This window comes from Tardiphaga sp. OK246, from assembly GCF_900188215.1.
Lineage (GTDB): Bacteria > Pseudomonadota > Alphaproteobacteria > Rhizobiales > Xanthobacteraceae > Tardiphaga > Tardiphaga robiniae.
Map to the genome: position 1 here is coordinate 774,979 of NZ_FZOX01000003.1, position 17,253 is coordinate 792,231.

17 protein-coding genes are annotated in these 17,253 nt (G+C 63.3%); 5 read left to right on the forward strand and 12 right to left on the reverse strand.

Annotated features, from left to right (window positions below):
• Nucleotides 1-3 precede the first annotated feature (3 nt).
• From CHC01_RS16605 to CHC01_RS16620, 4 genes are all read left to right on the forward strand, one after another.
• Nucleotides 4-825, forward strand: a complete 822-nt coding sequence (locus CHC01_RS16605) for a heme ABC transporter ATP-binding protein (protein WP_089265713.1) — start codon at nucleotides 4-6, stop codon at nucleotides 823-825.
• Nucleotides 826-969: 144 nt separating this feature from the next.
• Nucleotides 970-1,335: a response regulator gene (locus tag CHC01_RS16610; RefSeq protein WP_089265330.1), complete on the forward strand. Its 366-nt coding sequence runs from the start codon at nucleotides 970-972 to the stop codon at nucleotides 1,333-1,335.
• Between the two features lie 115 nt (nucleotides 1,336-1,450).
• The gene (locus CHC01_RS16615) at nucleotides 1,451-2,740 is read left to right on the forward strand and encodes an amidohydrolase family protein (RefSeq protein ID WP_089265331.1); all 1,290 of its coding nucleotides are present in this window, start codon (nucleotides 1,451-1,453) and stop codon (nucleotides 2,738-2,740) included.
• A 36-nt stretch (nucleotides 2,741-2,776) separates the two neighbouring features.
• On the forward strand, nucleotides 2,777-4,135 hold the full coding sequence (locus CHC01_RS16620; RefSeq protein WP_089265332.1) for an FAD/NAD(P)-binding protein: 1,359 nt from the start codon (nucleotides 2,777-2,779) through the stop codon (nucleotides 4,133-4,135).
• Here CHC01_RS16620 and CHC01_RS16625 read toward each other — a convergent pair.
• Genes CHC01_RS16625 through CHC01_RS16655 form a run of 7 tightly spaced genes read right to left on the reverse strand, consistent with a single transcriptional unit; the run spans nucleotide 4,132 to nucleotide 11,513 of the window.
• Entirely contained in the window at nucleotides 4,132-4,905 is a 774-nt protein-coding gene (locus CHC01_RS16625; protein WP_089265333.1) for an ABC transporter permease, read from the reverse strand. The genes CHC01_RS16620 and CHC01_RS16625 overlap by 4 nt on opposite strands.
• Entirely contained in the window at nucleotides 4,902-5,732 is an 831-nt protein-coding gene (locus tag CHC01_RS16630) for an ABC transporter ATP-binding protein (protein WP_089265714.1), read from the reverse strand. The genes CHC01_RS16625 and CHC01_RS16630 overlap by 4 nt, the downstream gene beginning before the upstream one ends.
• Before the next feature lie 22 nt (nucleotides 5,733-5,754).
• Nucleotides 5,755-6,783, reverse strand: coding sequence for an ABC transporter substrate-binding protein (locus CHC01_RS16635; RefSeq protein WP_089265334.1), 1,029 nt, complete (start codon nucleotides 6,781-6,783; stop codon nucleotides 5,755-5,757).
• A 52-nt stretch (nucleotides 6,784-6,835) separates the two neighbouring features.
• Nucleotides 6,836-7,840 (reverse strand): amidohydrolase family protein, encoded by a 1,005-nt coding sequence (locus CHC01_RS16640; protein ID WP_176454610.1) that lies wholly within the window; start codon nucleotides 7,838-7,840, stop codon nucleotides 6,836-6,838.
• Nucleotides 7,841-7,849: 9 nt separating this feature from the next.
• On the reverse strand, nucleotides 7,850-10,144 hold the full coding sequence (locus CHC01_RS16645) for a xanthine dehydrogenase family protein molybdopterin-binding subunit (RefSeq protein ID WP_089265715.1): 2,295 nt from the start codon (nucleotides 10,142-10,144) through the stop codon (nucleotides 7,850-7,852).
• The gene (locus CHC01_RS16650) at nucleotides 10,141-10,638 is read right to left on the reverse strand and encodes a (2Fe-2S)-binding protein (RefSeq protein WP_089265336.1); all 498 of its coding nucleotides are present in this window, start codon (nucleotides 10,636-10,638) and stop codon (nucleotides 10,141-10,143) included. Before CHC01_RS16650 ends, CHC01_RS16645 begins: the two co-directional genes overlap by 4 nt.
• Nucleotides 10,635-11,513: an FAD binding domain-containing protein gene (locus tag CHC01_RS16655; RefSeq protein WP_089265337.1), complete on the reverse strand. Its 879-nt coding sequence runs from the start codon at nucleotides 11,511-11,513 to the stop codon at nucleotides 10,635-10,637. The genes CHC01_RS16650 and CHC01_RS16655 overlap by 4 nt, the downstream gene beginning before the upstream one ends.
• Nucleotides 11,514-11,654: 141 nt before the next feature.
• Here CHC01_RS16655 and CHC01_RS16660 point away from each other — a divergent pair, with 141 nt between their 5' ends.
• On the forward strand, nucleotides 11,655-12,461 hold the full coding sequence (locus CHC01_RS16660) for an IclR family transcriptional regulator (protein ID WP_170849559.1): 807 nt from the start codon (nucleotides 11,655-11,657) through the stop codon (nucleotides 12,459-12,461).
• Nucleotides 12,462-12,483: 22 nt separating this feature from the next.
• Here CHC01_RS16660 and CHC01_RS16665 read toward each other — a convergent pair whose 3' ends face one another.
• The 5 genes from CHC01_RS16665 to CHC01_RS16685 are packed head-to-tail and all read right to left on the reverse strand — an operon-like array spanning nucleotide 12,484 to nucleotide 17,238.
• Complete coding sequence (locus CHC01_RS16665) at nucleotides 12,484-13,935, reverse strand: aldehyde dehydrogenase (protein WP_089265339.1); 1,452 nt, start codon at nucleotides 13,933-13,935, stop codon at nucleotides 12,484-12,486.
• 34 nt (nucleotides 13,936-13,969) lie between these two features.
• Nucleotides 13,970-14,692, reverse strand: coding sequence for an ABC transporter ATP-binding protein (locus CHC01_RS16670; RefSeq protein WP_089265340.1), 723 nt, complete (start codon nucleotides 14,690-14,692; stop codon nucleotides 13,970-13,972).
• Complete coding sequence (locus tag CHC01_RS16675) at nucleotides 14,685-15,428, reverse strand: ABC transporter ATP-binding protein (protein ID WP_089265341.1); 744 nt, start codon at nucleotides 15,426-15,428, stop codon at nucleotides 14,685-14,687. The genes CHC01_RS16670 and CHC01_RS16675 overlap by 8 nt, the downstream gene beginning before the upstream one ends.
• On the reverse strand, nucleotides 15,425-16,372 hold the full coding sequence (locus CHC01_RS16680) for a branched-chain amino acid ABC transporter permease (RefSeq protein WP_089265342.1): 948 nt from the start codon (nucleotides 16,370-16,372) through the stop codon (nucleotides 15,425-15,427). Before CHC01_RS16680 ends, CHC01_RS16675 begins: the two co-directional genes overlap by 4 nt.
• Nucleotides 16,369-17,238 (reverse strand): branched-chain amino acid ABC transporter permease, encoded by an 870-nt coding sequence (locus tag CHC01_RS16685; protein WP_089265343.1) that lies wholly within the window; start codon nucleotides 17,236-17,238, stop codon nucleotides 16,369-16,371. The genes CHC01_RS16680 and CHC01_RS16685 overlap by 4 nt, the downstream gene beginning before the upstream one ends.
• Nucleotides 17,239-17,253: the final 15 nt, after the last annotated feature.

A 17,253-nucleotide genomic window follows, 5' to 3' on the forward strand; every position in this document is an offset into this window, starting at 1 on the left:
CAGATGGCCGACGCACCCGTCCTCGCAGCATCCGGCATCTCGCTGACGATCGGCCAAGCCACGCTGCTCAATCACGTCGATCTCGCCATCACCAGCGGCGAGATGGTGGCCATCGTCGGTCCCAACGGCGCCGGCAAGTCGACGCTGCTGCGTCTGCTCTCGGCCGATCTGCGTGCGTCGCGCGGCGCCATCACGCTGAAAGGCCGCGACCTCCACGCCTGGTCGCCCACCGAACTGGCGATGCGGCGCGCGATGCTGTCGCAACATGTCAGTGTGAGCTTCCCATTCACGGTCGAGGAAGTCGTGCAGATGGGTCGGGGCAACCTGCCGCTGGCTTCAGCGCAAGCGCTGGTCGATGCCGCCATCGATGAAGTGGGCCTTGGCGACTTCCGTCATCGCGAATTGCCGACGCTTTCCGGCGGCGAGCAACAGCGCGCGCATTTCGCGCGCATCCTCGTACAGCTCGCCTGCGGTGAGGCGGCGCATGGCGCCGGCATCCTGCTGCTCGACGAGCCCACATCATCGCTCGATCTGCGCCATCAGATCGAACTCGTCGAAATTTCGCGGCAGCGTGCGCGCAACGGCACGGCCGTGATCGCAGTGCTGCACGATCTCAATCTCGCGGTTCGGTTTGCGGATCGCATCATCGTAATGCGCAACGGCGCCGTTGCAGCGGAAGGAACGCCTGCGGAAACGATCACGAGCGATGTGATCCGCCGCGTGTTCGATATCGACGTCGTCGTTGCACGAACGGACGATGGCGCGCCCTATCTGCTGCCGCAGATGATGCAACAGATTGCAAACTCAACTTCCGTAGCGGGTTAGCTGCAGTTCTGCCGGCACATCATCCTGCGCAGGCATGTAATTTGCGTGAGTAACATTGTTGCTCACGGGAACTCACTTTTATCTGAACCCCTGATGAACTCACGCATTGCCCTCCTGTCGCAACCAAACCACGGAGGCTCCCCCATGGGTTATGCACACAGGTCGACAGCGCTGGTGGTCGAGAACGACGAAGCACAACGCACACTGGTCAGCCTGCTGCTCGAAGAGAGCGAGATGAACGTCATCGAATGCGAAAGCGCGGAGGCCGCCGTGCTGGTGCTGGAGGAATCCGGTGACAATGTTGCGATGGTCTTCACGGACGTGGAACTCGCGGGCATGATGGACGGCATCGAGCTCGCTTATCTCGCCAAACAACGATACCCCGATATGCATGTGATCGTGACCTCAGGTGCGCCTCGTGTGCGTCGGCTGCCCGACGGCACACTGTTCATGGCCAAGCCATGGAGCCCGATCGATCTGCTCCGCGCCGCACAACAATCGTTTCACTGATACAGGTCAAATCGGTCCGCGCGGACCGGCGGATGCCGCCCGCGTGGGACCGTCTTGCATTGCTGCAGCGCAACGTCGATAATTCGGCGATCGCACCTGCAGCAGCAAGGGTTTCATGCCGTTCGACCTCCTCATTCGCAACGCCACGCTTCCCGACGGCCGCACCGGCCAGGATATCGCCATCGCCGCGGGCCGTATCGTCGCGGTGCAGCCCAATCTGGCGGGAGAAGCCGGACGCGTGATCGATGCCGCCGGGCATCTGGTCTCGCCGCCATTCGTCGACATCCACTTCCATATGGACGCGACGCTGTCGCTCGGCCTGCCGCGCCTGAATGTCTCCGGCACCCTGCTCGAAGGCATCGCGCTGTGGGGCGAATTGAAGCCACACCTCACTTATGAGGCCCTGGTCGAACGCGCGCTGCGCTATTGCGACCTCGCGGTGGCACAGGGCCTGCTCGCGGTGCGTACCCATGTGGATATCTGCGACGACCGGCTGCTGGCTGTCGATGCGCTGCTCGACGTCAAGAAGCAGGTCGCGCCCTATCTCGATCTCGAACTGGTGGCGTTTCCGCAGGACGGCTATTTCCGCTCGCCCACGGCTGCGCAAAATCTTGCGCGCGCGCTCGATAAGGGCGTCAGCATTGTCGGCGGCATTCCGCATTTCGAGCGGACCATGACCGATGGCGCCGCATCGGTGAAAGCACTCTGCGAGATCGCCGCCGCGCGCGGACTGCGCGTCGACATGCATTGCGACGAAAGCGACGACCCGCTCTCGCGCCATATCGAGACCCTCGCCTATGAGACCCAGCGGCTGGGATTGCAGGGCCGCGTTGCCGGCTCGCATCTGACCTCGATGCATTCGATGGACAACTACTATGTCTCGAAACTGCTGCCGCTGATCGCCGAGGCCGGCGTCGCTGCGATCGCCAACCCGCTGATCAACATCGTGCTGCAGGGGCGCCACGACAGCTATCCGAAACGCCGCGGCCAGACCCGCGTGCCCGAGATGCGGCCCTACGGCATTAACGTGGCCTTCGGCCAGGACTGCTGCATGGACCCGTGGTATTCACTGGGCTCGGCGGACATGCTCGAAGTCGCGCATATGGGCCTGCATGTCGGGCAGATGACCAGCCGCGACGCCATGCGCTTCTGCTTCGATACCGTCACCACCAATCCGGCAAAGATCATGGGCCTCGATGGCTACGGCCTCGATGTCGGCTGCAACGGCGACCTCGTGCTGCTGCAGGCCCGCGACCCTATCGAGGCAATCCGGCTGAAGGCGACGCGGCTCGCGGTCGTGCGCCGCGGCAAGGTGATCGCCGAAACGCCCGCGCGAATCGGCCGGCTCGCACTCGACGGCCGCCCGGCATCGGTCGATCCGGCCGCCTACGCGCCGCCGACCTGATATCTTCGACATCCTTTCCTCGCATCGTCCGGCAGCATGACATCAGCCTCCCCCCATTCCCTACGTGTTGCCGTCATCGGCGGCGGCGTGGCCGGCGCGTTTGCAGCGCTCATTCTGTCCAAGCTGCCGCAGATCGGGGCGATCACCGTACTGGATCGCGGCGGCGCCTTCGGACGTGGGCTCGCCTATTCCGCGAAAGCGAAGTGGCACCGCATCAACGTCCCAGCCTCAAAGATGGGCGGACTCGGCGCCGAAGATAACGGCTTCGTCGAATGGTTGACGGAAACCGGCCAGGCGGACTGGCCGGACTATTCAACCTCCTTCGTGCCTCGCCGGGTCTATGGCGACTACATCTCCACGAAGTTCAACGAATTGACGGGCAGCGGACGCGTAACGCCGCGGCAGGATGTGGCTCTGAGTGTGACGCGACAGGGCGATGGTTATCGCGTTGCGACGGCATCGGGTGCGATCATGGACGCCGATCTGGTGTTCCTCTGTCTTGGCAACCAGCCGCCGTCGCCATTTCCCGGCATCGAGGCATCGCCGCGCTCGATCACCAATGTCTGGACACCGGGCGCGCTCGATCGGATCGGCAACGACGATCGCGTGCTGGTCATCGGCACTGGCGCCACCGCCGTCGATATGGTGATCGATCTCGTCCATCGCGGCATGCGCGCGCCCCTCACGATGGTCTCGCGGCGCGGGTTGCTGCCGCTGATCGACGTGCCGGCACAGACCGATCCCGATCCGATGAACTCATTCCCGGTGCCCACCGCACGGGGCCTTCTGGCGGCATTGCTCAGGGACACCCGCCGCAAGGTTGCCGCGGGCATTCCATGGCAGACGATGGTCGACACGTTTCGATTGTCCATCGGTGAACTCTACAGGAACGCCTCCGAGACCGAACGTGCCCGCTTCGCGCGGCATCTGCGCGCGATCTGGATGGTGCACCGGCATCGGCTGGCACCCGACGTCGCCGAACTGCTGGAAGAATTGCAGCAGGACAACCGCCTCGACGTGGTCGCAGGTCGCATCACCAGCGCAGTTGCGACACCATCAGGACATGACGTCACTATCCGCAAGCGCGGACACGGCGAGACGGTCAACCTCGCCACCAACTGGATCCTGAACTGTACCGGCCCGGAAGAGCGTTATGATCACCTGGGCGATCCGCTCATCAAGTCGCTGCTCGAAACCGGGCAAGTGCGGACCGGCTTCAACGGCCTCGGCCTCGATGTCGCCCCAACCTGCGAACTGCGCGACAGCGCCGGTCATGTTCAGCCCGGCTTCTATGCCATCGGCCCGGCGACGCGCGGCGCGTTCTGGGAAGTGACTGCGGCATCCAATATTCGGCGGCAGTTGCTGGCCGTGAGCGAGCAGTTGAAGACGCTCTAGCCCTTCCGCCACGGCACGATGGCGCGCTCCAGCGCGTCGAAGCCGGCATTCATCACGAAGCCGATAATCGCAATGACAAACAGGCCGACATACATGGTCTGGACATCGAACAACTCCCACGCATTCCAGATCATGTAACCCAGCCCCTGTTTGGCGCCGACCATTTCGGCGATGGCGATCAGCACGAGGCCCATGCCCGCGCCGAGCTTGATGCCGGTCATGATCAGCGGCAATGCGCCGGGCAGCGCCACGGTGCGAAACATGTTGAAGCGGCTGGCGCCAAAATTGCGGCCGACATCGAGGAAGATCGGTGCGATCTGTCGCACGCCGGCCGCCGTATTGATGACCACCGGATAGAACACGCCGATCGCGACCATGGCGATCTTCGAGCTTTCACCGAGACCGAAGATCAAGAGGATCAGCGGCAGCAGGGAGCTCTTCGGAATTGGATAGGTCGCGGAGATCAGGGGATCGAAGGCCGCACGTATCGGCCGATAGAGGCCGATAGCGAGTCCGATCACGATGGCCGGCACGCAGCCGACGACAAAACCGGCAGCGAGGCGATAGAGGCTAGCTCCCACATGACGCCACAGTGCGCCGGAGGAAGCGAGTTCGAACAGATGCCCAATGATGTTAGAGGGCGCCGGAAAGAACCTGACATCAACGATGCCGGTGCGCGCGCAGATTTCCCACAGGCCCAGCAGCACCAACGGCGACAGGATGCTGATAGCGCGCTCGCTCCACAGCGAGCGAGGCTGGCCCGCGCTCATGCCTTGCTCCCCGGCTCGCGGCTGCGCGCGCGATCGACCTCTTCACGCAGCTGCGCCCAGATATCATAGACCAGCTCGCCATAGGCCGGCGTGTGCCGGAGTTCGACAACATTGCGCGGCCGCGGCAGGTCCACCGGCACGATGGTCTTGATGCGGCCGGGGCCAGCCGTCATCACCATGATGCGGTCGCCCAGCGTCACGGCTTCATCGACACTGTGGGTGATGAAGACCACGGTCTTGCGGGTCTCTTCCCAGATCCGCAGCAGCTCTTCGTGCAGCAATGTCTTGTTCTGTTCGTCAAGCGCCGAGAAGGGCTCGTCCATCAGCAGGATATCGGGATCGTTGGCAAAGGCGCGCGCGATGGAGACGCGCTGGCGCATGCCGCCGGACAGCTGATGCGGATAGAGCGTGCGCGCACCATACATGCCGGTCTTGTTCAGATAGTGCCCGACCACGTCATCGATGCGCGCCTTCGGAACATTGCGCATCGTCAGGCCATAGGCCGCGTTGTCCCAGACGGTCATCCAGGGAAACAACGAGTCCCCCTGGAACACCATGGCGTTCTGCGGATGACCGGGCTGCGGATTGGCGATGTCGATCCGGCCCTCCGATGGCGCATCCAGTCCGGCAAGCATGCGCAGCAAGGTCGTCTTGCCGCAGCCGCTTGGACCGACCACCACGAAGAAGGTGCTGGCCGGGATATCGAGCGTGATCCGGTCCAGCGCCAGTTGCGTATCGTGCCGCTTGGTGACGTCGCGCAGGCTGATCTTCGGCGCGGCTGCTGAACCGCCATCCGGGATTTCTGCTGCTGTCGTCGGCACCGTCATCGCCACACTTCTCTTCACCGTTTCACTTGGGCCGTGCGAACGGCCCCAGGACTGGCTTCAGTGCATCGACATAGGACATGTCGACGACCTTGGCTGCCTCGATGTCGCTGGTGACCAGCCCGCGCGACTTGAAGTAAGCGAGATCGGTCTCGACACTGGGCAGATTGATCTGGCCGTCGGGATCGATGAACACCGGCACGATCTGATGCAGCAGCGCCGTGTCCTTGATGCCCGTCATCTCGGCAATGTCCTTGATCATGTCCTCGGCGCCGGGCCCCGCGATCTTGCCGTCCTTCAGCGTCGCAGCATAAGCGCGCACCCCGCGCAGATAGGCCTTGAGAAACGCCGTCACTGTTTTGCGGTCCTCGGCAAACTTGCCATTGATCAGCAGCATGGCTGTCTGCTGCACCGGATAGAAATCGTCGAGGCCGACGAAGCGCACGGCGGCATTGTTGCGCACCATCGCCGTCACGCCCGGCTCCGCTGAAATCGCCGCGTCGATCGCCTTGTTGGCGAAGGCGGTGAGATGCTGCGGGAATGGCAAGAAGACCTTTTCGATGTCCTCGTCCTTTAGCCCGGCCTTCTTCAGCGCCTGGTTGATAACGGACTCGTCCGCCGCGCCATTGGCGATGATCGCGACCTTCTTGCCCTTGAGATCCGCAAGCGACTTGAAGGCGCCAGACTCGATCAGATCCTTGCGCACCATCAGCGCCTTGTAGCTATAGCCCGCGATATTGGTGCCCTTGTCCGCCACCATCTTCAGCTTGAGACCGCGATTGACGGCGTTATAGAGTCCGGCGGAGGCCGCGCCTGCCGATGCGTCGAGATCGCCCGCGCCGAGCGGCGCAACCATCTTGGCGCCGGAATCGAACGGGATCAGTTCAACCTTGACCCCCTCTTCCTTGAAGTAGCCGCGCTTCTCGGCGAGGAACAGACCGATATCCGACGACAGATTGGTCGTCCCCACCTTGACCGTCTTTATCTCCTGGGCGTTCGCAAGACCCAGCATCGACATCGCAACACCAGCGGCAACAAGCAGACGTTTCAGCATGATCGGTCCTCTTTATTTCGCATGAAAGTGATACAGCAAAACGCGCCGCAGCTCAGGGCAAACGTGGAAACAGACGCCTCGGATTGGTTTCAGTAATCAGTTCTATATCGGCAGCGGAAAAGCCCGCAGCCTTGACGCTGGCGAGAGGATCGCAATCCGCCGGCGGGAAGGACTCGTCAGTACCGAGCGCCACACGTTCGATGCCCACGGTATCGGCGAGAAAACGCAACGCTTTCGGCGCATGCACGATGCTGTCATAGCCGATGCGCGAGGCGTAGACCGACGGGTCGCATTGCGCAACGTCGCCCTGTCCCGCGCGATCCATCCGCGCATGCATCACGTCGAAACGGCCCAGCAGATAAGGAAATGTGCCGCCGCCATGGCTGAGGACGATCGAGAGCGCCGGGAAGCGATCGAGCACACCCGAGAAGATGATCGAGCCGATGCCGAGCGTGGTGTCGAACGTATATTGCGCAATCTGCGTCAGCGCGAATTTCGCGGCACGCGGCGCAGCATCCACCAGCACGGGATGCAGGATGACTGGCAGTCCCAACGCTTCCGCCTTGGCCCAGAACGGATCGAGCGGCTTCTCTCCGATATTGACGCCCTCAACATTGGCCGGGACCATCACCGCGACCGCCCCGAGATCCACGGCGCGATCGAGTTCGGCCGCAGCATCTGCAGCGTCGACCAAGGGCACCGATGCGACGAACGAAAAGCGGTCATTGTTTGTATGGCACCACTCGCCCAGCGTGTCGTTGAGCATGCGGTGCCAATGCGCGCAGGCATCTTTCGCCAGACCGTAGCCGTAGATGTCCGGCCATGTGGCAACCAGTTGCCGGTCGAGACCCTGGCGGTCGAGGCTGGCACGGCGTTGTTCAACCGGCTCGACCAGTTGAGGGAAGAACGGCCGAACCCTGAAACCATAATCGAAGCCGAGGGCCGGCGGCTTGCCATTCCCGGCTGGCAGCAGCCTCACGCCGCAATAGGCGCCGCGGCCCTCGATGGCGGACAGCAGCTGCGGCGGCACATAATGGGCATGGATATCGATCGGCACAATCAGTCCCTATGCGGCATTGGTCGTGCGCTCGCGCGCATTCTTGATGAGGCGCCACAGACGCGGCGGCGTCAGCGGCAAGTGATGAATCTCGACATTGAGCGGCGCCAGCGCTGCCGCCACCGCATTGGCCGTCGCCGCGGCCACAGCAACGATACCGCCCTCGCCCGCGCCCTTGGCGCCCAGCGGATTGCTCGGAGACGGCCGCAGCTCCAGCGTTACCGCGCGCAGCACCGGAAAGTCGCTCGCGGTCGGCACCAGATAATCGGCCAGAGAGGCGTTCAAGAGCTGTCCCTGATCGTCATAGATCAGATGATCGAGGAAAACGCCACCCAGTCCCTGCACGATGGCGCCGATCGCCTGTCCGTGCACGATGGCCGGATTGATAGCACGACCAACATCTTCGACTGCGATATAATCGAGAACTTTCACCGCGCCCGTGCGTGGATCGACGGTGACATGCGCCGCATGGGTGCCGTAGCTGTAGGTGCGCACATCGTTGGAGAATGTGCCGTCTGCCTGCAATTCGCGCCCGGCTGCGAGCGCCGCAAATGACACTGACGCGCCGTTATCGGCGACGACGTTCGCATTGATGATCTTCAACTCGCTGTTCGGCCTGCCCAGGTGATTGGACGCCTGCTGCAGGATCTTCTCGCGCAGCCGGGTGGCGGCGTCGAGCACGGCCGAGCCGCCCATCACCACCGCACGCGAATGATAGGTGCCGAAGCCCTCATCGAGCAGTGTGGTCGAGCCGTGCAACACGCGGATGCGCTCGAACGGGATCGACAGCGTATCCGATACGATCTGGCCGAGCACTGTCTCCAGACCCTGCCCCAGCACGGACGAGCCCACGGCAACCGTCAGCGAGCCGTCCTTTTCAAGGGTGAGCGCAGCGTTCTCCTTCGGGCCGGCGCCGCCGCTTTCGACGAAACAGCCGAGCCCGATGCCATGACGTACGCCATCGATCAGTTTTCCCTGCAAATGACGTTTCTCGTGCCAGCCGATCTCCTTCAAGGCGCGCTCGAACACCTCGACATAGTCGCCCGTGTCGTAGGACGTCGGCCCTTCATAGGGTACGAGCCCATCGATCGGATAAGGCAATTCCTGTTCGGTGATCAGGTTCTTGCGCCGGAATTCGGCGATGTCGATGCCGAGATCGGTCGCGGCCATGTCGATCAGCCGCTCGCGAAAGAAATTCGCCTCGAAGCGGCCCGGTCCGCGATAGGTGCCGACCGGCGTCTTGCTGGTCATGAAGGCTTCGACCGACACGCTGACATGGGGGATGCGATAGGGGCCGGGCAGAAACTGCGCCGCCTTGGCCGGGACCACGCCGCCATTGGTGCGGATATAGGCGCCCATATCGGCGAATACCCGGCCGCGCAAACCCAGCATCATTCCGTCGCTGCGGCAGGCGAGCGACAATTCGCAAGCGATGTCGCGTGAGTGATTGATCGCCATCAGATGTTCGCGGCGATCCTCGATCCATTTGACCGGACGTGCCAGTTTGCGGGCAGCGAAGGGGATCAGGAAATCCTCGGGATAGAATTCGCCGCGCACCCCGAAGCCGCCGCCGACATCGATCTCGATCAGGTCGATATCATCCTCGCGAAGGCCCAGCATTTGCGCCAGCGCGCGGCGGTTATAGAACGTAACCTTTGTCGCGCCTGTGACGACGAGCCGACCGGCCGATGAATTCCATTCTGCGAGGAGGCCCCGCGTCTCCATGGGCAGCGCCGTATGGCGCTGCACGCTGAAGCGCTCCGTGCGCACATAGTCCGCGGACGCGAAGGCCGCATCGGCATCGCCAAACCCGGCATCGTAGCGTAGCGCGACGTTATCTTCGGCGAAGTCGAACAGCGGGGTTTCACTTGCGCCGCGCTCAGTGACTGCGGACAGCGCTTCAAATTCGATGCCGATCCTCTCCAGCGCGTCCTCGGCCAAAGCGCAGCTGTCGGCGACGACGATAGCGATTGGCTCACCGACATAGCGCACCTTATCGCTGGCGATGACAGGCTGGCGGAATGGCTCGAATTCGGGCAGCGGCGCCAGGCGCAGCGGGATGATGGGGATGGTGTCGCCGATATCCTGCGCCGTAAGTATGGCGTGAATGCCCGGCATCGCCAGCGCAGCCGATGCATCGATCGCCATGATCCGCGCATGCGCGATCGGGCTGCGCAGGATCGCGGCATGCAGCATCCCCTCGACGGCAAGATCATCAGCGAAATAGCCGGATCCCGACAGGAAGCGCGCATCCTCCATGCGCTCGACCGCGCTGCCGACCAGGAGTTTGGCCACATCGCTCATTGCGCCGCCTCGCATTGCACGTCGCCATAGGCAATACGGGCTTCCATGATCGCCGCGATGATCGGCAGATAACCGGTGCAGCGACATAGGTTTCCGGAAATCACCTCGCGGATGCGATCCTCGTCCGCATGCGGCTCATCGGTCAGCAATGCATGGGCAGTCGTGAGGATGCCGGCGGTGCAGAAGCCGCACTGCAAAGCGTGATGCTTGCGGAACGCAAGCTGCAACGCACTGAGATGCGCGGCGCTGCCAAGACCCTCGACGGTGGTTATCTCGCGCCCTTCTGCCTGCGCCGCCAGCATCAGGCAGCCGCGCACCGCGGCACCATCGACGATGACCGTGCAGGCACCGCAGACACCGTGCTCGCAGCCCAGATGCGTGCCGGTCAGGCGGAGCTCATTGCGCAGCGCATCCGCCAGCGTGGTGCGAGGTTCGACCGTGACGGTCGCCGCGACACCGTTGACGGTGAAATGGACGGGACGGGCCGACGTCATGCGGCCTCCGGCAGAGTGATATTGGCTGCGCGCGCCAGCGCCCGCTCCAGCAACACGCCGAGAAGATCACGCCGATAAGCGGCTTCCGCGTGGATATCATCGGCGGGATCGACCGCATCCCGCGCGACAGCCGCGGCCTGCAAAATCACGTCGGCATTGATCCGACGACCATCGAGGATCGCCTCGACACCGGGCAGACGCATCGGACGATCGGCAACGCCGATCACCCCGATATGGGCATTATACGCCAGGTCCTGCGCGTCGATGTCGTAGAATGCGGCAACACCCGCCAGCGCAAAATCTCCGCGGCGGCGGGCGAATTCCTCGAAGGCCCAGCGCCGCGCCTTCTTCCAGAGCGGCAGACGTATGCTGGTCAAGATTTCGTCGGCCTCCAGAACCGTGCTGAGGCCGCCGGTGATGAACTCGTCTGCGCTCACGATGCGCGTCCCGGTCGGTCCGACGATCGTTAGCATCGCATCGCAGGTCACCGCAATGCCCGGCATTTCGGCCGCCGGATCGGCATGGGCCATGCTCCCGCCGACGGTGCCGCGGTTACGGACCTGGTAATGCGCGACATGGGCGATGGCAGCCGCCAGTAGCGGATGCGCCTGTGCGAGCCGCGCATCACGCTCGATATCCCGCCAGGTCACGAGGGCGCCAAAGTCGATACCCTCAGCGGAAATACTGATACTTTTGAGATCTGGCAGCCGTCCGATATCGACCAGCACGCTTGGCGCCGCCAGCCGGAAAGCAAGCATCGGCATCAGGCTCTGCCCACCCGCGATCACCTTGGCATTGCCGCCATGAACCGCGAGCGCGGCAATCGCCTCGGTCAGCGTAGCAGGGCAAATATAGTCCAGCGGCGGAAGCTTCATGGGCTGATTTGCTACTTCTCAATTGCTGAGAACACTATCTTATCTTATAAGAAGGTACGCGCACGGCAATGTTTGTTGGTGCGCAAATGATATCCACATGCTGCCGTTTCCATTGGCAAGCATTACCGAATGGAGGTTCCGTTGGCCATCAAGAGAGCCGCAACTGCGTCGAAACGCGTCGACCAGACGGACCGTCCTGCTGCTGCAGACGGCAGTTCTCGAAAGATACTTCGCGCGTTGCTGGCCTTCTCCACCGATCGTCCGAGGCATTCCGCAGAAAGCCTGTCTGAACAGATCGGGGTGCCACTGTCGTCGACCTATCGGTACATTGGCATCCTGCGCGAAGCCGACCTCATCGACGAAGATGGCCGCGGCTCGTTCGTGCTCGCGCCGCGCGTGATCGGCCTTGCGCAGGCGGCCCGCGCCGGCACCGACCTTGCCTCCATTGCGCGCCCCTTCATGAAGCGCGTCTCTCAGGAAGTCGGCGAAACCATCATCTTGCTGCGCCGCTCGGCCGATCGCGCCGTGTGCATCGAGCGCGCCGAGTCATCGTCACGCATTCGCCTGACCTTCGAGGTCGGAACGGCGTTGCCGCTGCACCGTGGCGCCGGACCGAAAATGCTGCTCGCGCACATGCCCGAAGCTGAATGCGAGACAATCCTCGACGACGCCGTTCGGCGCGATCCCGGCTTCGCACCACATCGCAGGCTGCTGGTGCGCGAGCTCGCCGTGATCCGCGAGCAGGGATGGTCGGAGTCGCGCGCGGAAATCACACCGCATGTTTATGCCGTCTCTGTTCCTGTCCGCGATTCCGGTGGCGTGATCGCCGCAATCTCTTTCGTGACGCCGGCATTCCGCACGCCGAAAGCCAGCCAGATCAGGTTGCGCGAGCATCTGCAGCACGCGGCCGCAGATATCAGCAAGGCCTACGCTGCCGTCAGCTTCTGACGGCCGCGTGTAACGGACACGATCAGATCGGATAGTGCTGCGGGCCGGTCTCGATGGTGATCCAGCGCAGTTCGGTGAATTCGGCAATGCCGGCCTTGCCGCCGAACCGACCGTAGCCCGACGCCTTCACCCCGCCGAACGGCATCTGCGCCTCGTCATGCACGGTCGCGCCGTTAATGTGGCAAATGCCGGACTCGATCCGCTTGGCGACTTCCAGCGCCCGGGCGATATCGCGGCCGAACACCGCCGCCGATAGTCCGTATTCGGTATCGTTGGCAACGCGCACGGCTTCGTCCACGCCATCGACGCGCACGACACTCACGATCGGCCCGAATGACTCCTCATTGTAGATCCGCATCGTCGAGGTAACGTGATCGAGTACTGTAGCCGACATCAGCGTGCCATCGACGCTGCCACCCGCCACGACACGGGCACCCTTGCCCACGGCGTCCTTGATCAGCGCCTGCATGCGATCCGCAGCATCCTTGCCGATCAGTGAACCGAGCGGTGTATCGCCCTTGCGCGGATCGCCGGCGACAAGATGACCGGCCTTGGCGGCGAGCTTGGCCACGAAAGCATCAGCGACCCTCTGATCGACCACAAGGCGCTCGGTAGACATGCAGATCTGCCCCTGATTCATGAATGCTCCAAAAGCCGCGGCCGCTACTGCTGCATCGAGATCAGCATCGTCGAGCACCACCAGCGGCGCCTTGCCGCCGAGTTCGAGCAGCACCGGTTTGAGATATTTGGCGGCGGTCTCTGCGATGATGCGGCCGACGCGGGTCGAACCGGTAAAGTTGATCCGGCGCACGGCGGGATGCGAGATCAGTGCATCGATCAGCGCGGGCGCATCTTCCGGCGCGTTAGTGATCACATTAAGTACGCCCGGCGGCAGACCGGCCTCGCGCAGACACTCGCCGATCAACCGATGTGTGCCCGGACAGATTTCCGATGCCTTGAGAATGACAGTGTTGCCGCAAGCTAGCGGCAGCGCCACAGCCCGCACGCCGAGAATGACCGGCGCATTCCACGGCGCGATGCTGAGCACGACGCCTGCGGGCTGGCGGATCGCCATCGAGATGCAGCCGGGCTTGTCCGATGGAATGACCTCGCCGGAAATCTGCGTCGTCATCGACGCCGCTTCGCGCAGCATGTTGGAGGCGAGATGAACATTGAAGCCGGCCCAGCCGGCAGTCGCGCCGGTTTCCGACGCCATCCAGGCAATGAAATCAGGCGCCTTGCTGGCAAGGATATCGGCCGCCTTCAGCAGGACGGCGCGGCGGGCACCGGGGCCTGTTGCGGACCACGCTGGAAAGGCAGCGGCGGCGGCATCGGCTGCGCGCTTGGCATCGGCGATCTGGGCGGCAGCGGCGCGCGAGGCGATATCGCCGGTCATCGGATTGAGACGATCGAATGTCGCGCCGTCGATGGCCTGCACATCCTGGTTTTCGAGCAGCAGATTGATCTGGTTCATGGCGATATCCTCCGTTGAATGCTTCTTGGAACGCTCAGGCCGCGCCGCTGGCGAGACCGCCGAGATAGGCGCGGCGCACGGCGTCGTCGGATTGAAGGGCTGCGGCGGTGCCGCTGCCGGTGATCTTGCCATTCTCGATCAGATAGCCGCGATCCGCGATGGCGAGACTCTCGCGCGCGTTCTGCTCGACCAGCAGCAGGCCGACGCCGGTCTCACGCACCTTGCGCAAGGCGGCGAACAATTCACGGACCAGCAGTGGCGACAGGCCGAGCGACGGTTCGTCGAGCAGAAGGATGTCGGGGTTTGACATCAGCGCGCGGCCGATAGCAACCATCTGCTGTTCGCCACCGCTCATGGTCCGCACGGTCTGCGCCAGGCGTTCGCCGAGCCGCGGAAACAGCGTCATCACCTTGGCACGCTGCGTTGCCTCGACCGCCCGCGCACGTCTTGGATTGGCGCCGAGCAACAGGTTTTCAGCCACGGTCAACTCGCCGAATACACCGCGCCCTTCCGGTACCAGCGCAAGCCCGGCTTCCACGATCTCATGAGGCGGCAGACGGGACAGATCACGACCGGCGAGTTTGACGCTCTTGGCTGGTGACGGCAGCAAACCGGCAATGGCCTTGAGCAACGATGACTTGCCGGCGCCATTGGCGCCGAGAATGACGATGATCTCGCCGCGCTCGACATGGAGCGCCGCATCGCTCAGCGCGTGATGCTGGCCATAGGTGACGCTGATATTGGAGACCTCAAGCATCCAGCGGCACTCCCAGATAGGCTTCGATCACCGCGGGGTCGCTCAGCACAGCAGCTACAGGCCCTTCTGCAATCTTGCGGCCACTGCTCATCACCACGCAGCGATCGCAGAGCGAACGGATCGCATCCATTACGTGCTCGACGAGTAGGATCGACAGCCCTTCCTGTTTGAGCGATCGGATCAGCTCGATCCCGATCAGCAATTCGGACGGGTTCAGACCGGCAAGCCATTCGTCGAGCAGCAGCAGGCGCGGCTGCAGCGCCAGCGCGCGTGCCAGTTCGAGCCGCTTGCGGTCGATATAAGTGAGCTCCGATGCGGGCCGTCCGCCAAATCCGGCGAGACCGACTCGCGCGAGCAGGCCGGCCGCAGCGGCCGCCATCGCGTCGCGTGCAAGCGGCGCATGATGAAAGGCCAGCCCGGCCTCCACATTCTCCCCGCAGGTCATGCCGTCGAGCACGCGGACCAATTGGAAGGTGCGCGCCAGACCGAGACGCGCGATGCGATGGGTCGGCCAGCCCGCGATGTCGTGGCCGGCGAAGGCAATCACGCCCGCATTCGGCGACAGCACGCCGGAGATCAGGTTGAGCGCCGTCGTTTTGCCGGACCCATTGGGACCGAGAAGGCCGACGATCTCGCCAGCATGCACCGTCAGATCGATGCCGTTGACAGCGATGAGACCGCCGAACGCGCGGGTCAGGCCTTCGATGCGAAGCACTGGCGTTGCACTAGGGGTCATGCCTGCGCTCCCCGCATCTTCGAGGCCGTGGGTCGCCAGGCTTTCAACTTCTCCCAGAGGCCAACCACACCTGATGGCAGCGCATAGACGATCAGGAGGAACACCACGCCCATGATCAAGGTCGATGTGCTGGGGAAGCGTGCGGACAGGAAGTCGAACAACAGCGTCAGCGGAATGGCGCCGAGCGCTGGCCCCCATAACCGATGCGCACCGCCGAGGAGTGCCATGATCACCACTTCGAAGGAGATGGTGGCGTTGAAGGCGATGGATGGCTCGATATAGGTGAAGCGCGGCGCCATGATCGCACCGACCAGCGTCATGAAGGTGGCCGTGATGGTGAACAGCGCGACCTTGGCGATGGTGACATTGATGCCGCAATGCCGCGCCACAGTCTCGTCTTCGCCGATGATGCGCAGTGCGAAGCCGAAGCGCGAGCGGGCGATCAGCCAGCCGCTACCGAACACGATGACGGCAAGCGCCAGCAGCTGCCAGTAGATGTCGTTCTGGGTGATATCGACAAAGACGTAACGGCCGAGCACGCGGGTCTTGTTGACCTCGTACCAGACCACGATCTGGCGCACGAGTTCGGCGAGACCGAAAGTGAAGATGACGAAATGCACGCCGCTCAGCCGTAGCGTCGACAGGCCGACGATGACGGCCATGACAGCCCCGATCACGGCCGCGATCAGCAGCACCAGCGACCACGGCAATTGTTCGCCCAGAACGGCGACGGTGTATGCGCCGACACCGAAGAAGGCTGTGGTGGCCAGCGAGACATAGCGCGTCGGGCCTGAAAACATGCCCCATGCCGTCGCCAGCACCGTGAATTGCAGGAGACTGATGGCGAGCGCGAGGTGATAGGCATCGACAATCATCGGGACGAATGCGAGCGCAACCACGGCTGCGAGACAGATCGCGCCAGTCGTCATTTGGGTACGGCTCATCGCTGCGCCCTCCCGAAAATGCCGGCTGGCTTCACCAGCAGCACGCCGAGGAACAGCGCAAAGTTAACGGCAAGCGTCAGGCCGGGATCGATGAAGGTCGCCACCAGCGCTTCGCTCAGTCCCAGTGCCAGCCCGGCGACGAGGCAGCCCAGCAAATTGCCGACGCCGCCCATCACGACCACGATCAGCGCCTTCATGGTGAACACCACGCCGGAGGTAGCGCTGAAGGTGAGGAACATGCTGATCAGCACGCCGGCAGATGCCACCAGCGCGCCGCCGAGCGCAAAGGCCAGTGCCGATGTCTTGGTGACATCGATGGCAACAAGCTGCGCCGCGATGGGATCGACTGCCACGGCGCGGATGGACGTCCCGATCCGCGTGCGGGTCAGCGTGAGATACAGCGCCAGACCAACGACGACCGCAAGCCCGAAGGCAATCAGGCGATTGAGTGCCAGCACCTCGCCGACGACTGTCACCGGCACAGCGAGGAACGAGTAACTAAAGTAAGCGCCACCGAACATGGTCAGCATGATGCCCTGCACAATGAACATCATGCCGAAGGTGGCCAGGATACTATCGACCTCAAGGGCGTCGCGGGTGCGCGCGCGGCGCACCAGCGGCGTGAGCAACACGCGGTACAAGAGATAGCTGATGCCGAAACTGACCGGAATGACAAACGCCAGTCCTGCGAGCGGATTGAGCGCCCAGCCGGTGAACAGCCAATAGGACGCAAAGGCCGCGCCGATCAGGAACTCGCCATAGGACAGGTTCATGATCCGCGCCACGCCATATTGCAGGGTCAATCCCATGGCGATCAGCGCGTACATGCCGCCCAGCACGAGGCCGGTGAGAACCGCGTTTGTCATTCTGTCAGACCAGAT

Bases quoted from the DNA above. Each gene is read 5' to 3' on its own strand.
- CHC01_RS16645 (WP_089265715.1), bottom strand. From the start codon at position 10,144: ATGAGCGATGTGGCCAAACTCCTGGTCGGCAGCGCGGTCGAGCGCATG.
- CHC01_RS16665 (WP_089265339.1), bottom strand. From the start codon at position 13,935: ATGAACCAGATCAATCTGCTGCTCGAAAACCAGGATGTGCAGGCCATC.
- CHC01_RS16630 (WP_089265714.1), bottom strand. From the start codon at position 5,732: ATGACGGTGCCGACGACAGCAGCAGAAATCCCGGATGGCGGTTCAGCA.
- CHC01_RS16650 (WP_089265336.1), bottom strand. From the start codon at position 10,638: ATGACGTCGGCCCGTCCCGTCCATTTCACCGTCAACGGTGTCGCGGCG.
- CHC01_RS16625 (WP_089265333.1), bottom strand. From the start codon at position 4,905: ATGAGCGCGGGCCAGCCTCGCTCGCTGTGGAGCGAGCGCGCTATCAGC.
- CHC01_RS16605 (WP_089265713.1), top strand. From the start codon at position 4: ATGGCCGACGCACCCGTCCTCGCAGCATCCGGCATCTCGCTGACGATC.
- CHC01_RS16670 (WP_089265340.1), bottom strand. From the start codon at position 14,692: ATGCTTGAGGTCTCCAATATCAGCGTCACCTATGGCCAGCATCACGCG.
- CHC01_RS16615 (WP_089265331.1), top strand. From the start codon at position 1,451: ATGCCGTTCGACCTCCTCATTCGCAACGCCACGCTTCCCGACGGCCGC.
- CHC01_RS16610 (WP_089265330.1), top strand. From the start codon at position 970: ATGGGTTATGCACACAGGTCGACAGCGCTGGTGGTCGAGAACGACGAA.
- CHC01_RS16680 (WP_089265342.1), bottom strand. From the start codon at position 16,372: ATGAGCCGTACCCAAATGACGACTGGCGCGATCTGTCTCGCAGCCGTG.
- CHC01_RS16655 (WP_089265337.1), bottom strand. From the start codon at position 11,513: ATGAAGCTTCCGCCGCTGGACTATATTTGCCCTGCTACGCTGACCGAG.
- CHC01_RS16685 (WP_089265343.1), bottom strand. From the start codon at position 17,238: ATGACAAACGCGGTTCTCACCGGCCTCGTGCTGGGCGGCATGTACGCG.
- CHC01_RS16675 (WP_089265341.1), bottom strand. From the start codon at position 15,428: ATGACCCCTAGTGCAACGCCAGTGCTTCGCATCGAAGGCCTGACCCGC.
- CHC01_RS16635 (WP_089265334.1), bottom strand. From the start codon at position 6,783: ATGCTGAAACGTCTGCTTGTTGCCGCTGGTGTTGCGATGTCGATGCTG.
- CHC01_RS16620 (WP_089265332.1), top strand. From the start codon at position 2,777: ATGACATCAGCCTCCCCCCATTCCCTACGTGTTGCCGTCATCGGCGGC.